This window comes from Methanosarcina sp. 1.H.A.2.2 (assembly GCF_000979975.1).
Taxonomy (GTDB): domain Archaea; phylum Halobacteriota; class Methanosarcinia; order Methanosarcinales; family Methanosarcinaceae; genus Methanosarcina.
This window is the reverse complement of record NZ_JJQL01000013.1, coordinates 1-2,044: the sequence shown is the minus strand read 5'-3', so window position 1 is coordinate 2,044 and position 2,044 is coordinate 1. Positions and strand designations below refer to the sequence as shown.

Below are 2,044 nucleotides of genomic sequence, written 5' to 3'. Positions count from 1 at the left end.
AATTGTAGGGAATGCTCTCTGTTTTGTGATGTTCATTTGACCGAATTACACAAAATAGAGAGCACTTATTTTTATCTAACTGTCAAAGTCAGGTTAAAATATATTTTTCCTTCCGACGGTTTACTCCAATCTTCCTCGAATCTTTTTTAAAAATCTGAAATCTCGAAAAACTGAGAGCCTTTGCAGGTCTAGAAGTAGCAATTTCCATACCTGATCATTTTTGCCCTTCATAGATAGATTTCCCTCTGGGCTGTTTTTTAGATAATCAATATGATTTGTGGCATAGAATAGCTGTTTCAAATCATGTTGAAAATTTTTCAAGTAACCCTGGTTTCAAAAGTTATCAAAAAATGGGCTGTTATCTCCTCTGAAATCCATGTCTAAAAAGAGTTCTCTCATTTGAGAGAGTTTATGTGCATTTGTATGGATGCATTTATATAATTTGACTGTGTAGTATATGTATTGAAAATAAAGAGATGTATAATCTGTTATTAAAAACCAATTTTTGTTTTTAATCTAAGGGTCTATACAATCTTGTTTTTATATTATTGACTATCCGCTAAAGCGGAGGTGAAACGAAAATGGCTTTTAATGACAGAAATTTCAGGGGAAATTCCGGAGGTTTCCGTGGTAACAACGGACCAAGGGAAATGACGAAAGTAACCTGCTCTGACTGCGGTGTTGAGACCGAAGTACCGTTCAAACCCACCGAAGGCAGGCCAGTATACTGCAGGGAATGTTTTCCTAACCACAAGAAATTCTAACGATAATCTGCATCAGGTGTTAATCTTGTAATTAAGTTTACATTAACGCCTGATTCATCTTTTTGTTTTTTTGGTTTATTCTCTTTGTTTCTTTACTTATTTCCACCTCGTGCGGTAGGGGAAAGTAAGATAAACCGGCATTGAAAATGAGAACCTGTACTAATTATTCAATATTGAACTATACAAAAATAAAAATCCATTAAAGAGGAATTAATTTGGCAAACTACAGAAGCACAATTAGAAAAAGAAAATTAGGAACCACAAGACCAGTAAACTCAGGAGATACCTCTGAAGTATCCAGGGTACGAACTCCTCGCAAGGACAGAAATGAAGTCCTGGCAACGGTTGCGTGTTTACTCGGCGCGAAAAGGGTAACACTTCAGTGTATGGACGGCGTTGTCCGCATGGGCAGGATTCCAGGCTCTAAAAAGAAGAGAATGTGGATCCGTGAAGGCGACATTGTCATAGCCAATCCCTGGGAAGTTCAGGACTCCAAAGCCGAAGTAATCTGGAAATACACAAGGCCCCAGGTCGAATGGCTTGAGCGTAAAGGCTACATTAAGTACTGATTTAAAGGTATCAGAATAAAGATGCCTGATAAAGGTATCTGAAATAAAGGTATCTGAAAAAGATGCCTGAAATCCATATTTTGCTTTTCTGCAGGATCGCATCGATGTTGATGCGGACAAAGTTCTATAAACGACAACTTATTTAACGACAACTTATTTCTATATTCCACTCTGTAATATTTATTATTACTAAAGAAGGACGCTGAAATTTTTGTTATTCCCTCTTATTTCTATACGAATATATTTTTCCTGCCGGTGGTCTACCTCACTCTTTCCCTAATCCTTTTGTAGATATTGAGATCTCGAAAACCTGCGAGCTTTTTTAGATTTAGAAGAAGCACTTTGCAGGCCCGATAAGCTTTGTCCTTTATCCATAATCAGCCAGAATTAGAATTTCAGCACTTTTATCTGTTCCAGAACCTGGTCTGGAAGTTGTTCTCTCATTTGAAAGAGTGTGCTTTCATTTGTATGGATATATTTATATATTATAGGTGCCATGTATGTGTGTTGATAAATAAAGAGACGTATAATCATCTGTTATTAAAAACCAATTTTTGTTTTTAATCAAAGAGTTCTATACAATCTTATTTTTGAACAATTAACTAACAACTAAAACCAAAGGTGAAACAAATATGGCTTTTAATGACAGAAACTTCAGAGGAAATTCTAATTCCAATTTCGGCGCTCCCAGAGAAATGCACAAGACAACCT

2 protein-coding genes are annotated in these 2,044 nt (G+C 36.2%); both read left to right on the top strand.

The window, feature by feature from the left end; translation table 11 throughout:
- Positions 1 to 581 precede the first annotated feature (581 nt).
- Positions 582 to 764: a CxxC-x17-CxxC domain-containing protein gene (locus EO93_RS02375; protein WP_048160999.1), complete on the top strand. Its 183-nt coding sequence runs from the start codon at positions 582 to 584 to the stop codon at positions 762 to 764.
- 236 nt (positions 765 to 1,000) lie between these two features.
- Positions 1,001 to 1,333 carry a translation initiation factor eIF-1A gene (gene eif1A, locus EO93_RS02370; protein WP_048161001.1) on the top strand — a complete coding sequence of 111 codons (333 nt, stop codon included), beginning with the start codon at positions 1,001 to 1,003 and terminating at the stop codon, positions 1,331 to 1,333.
- Positions 1,334 to 2,044 lie beyond the last annotated feature (711 nt).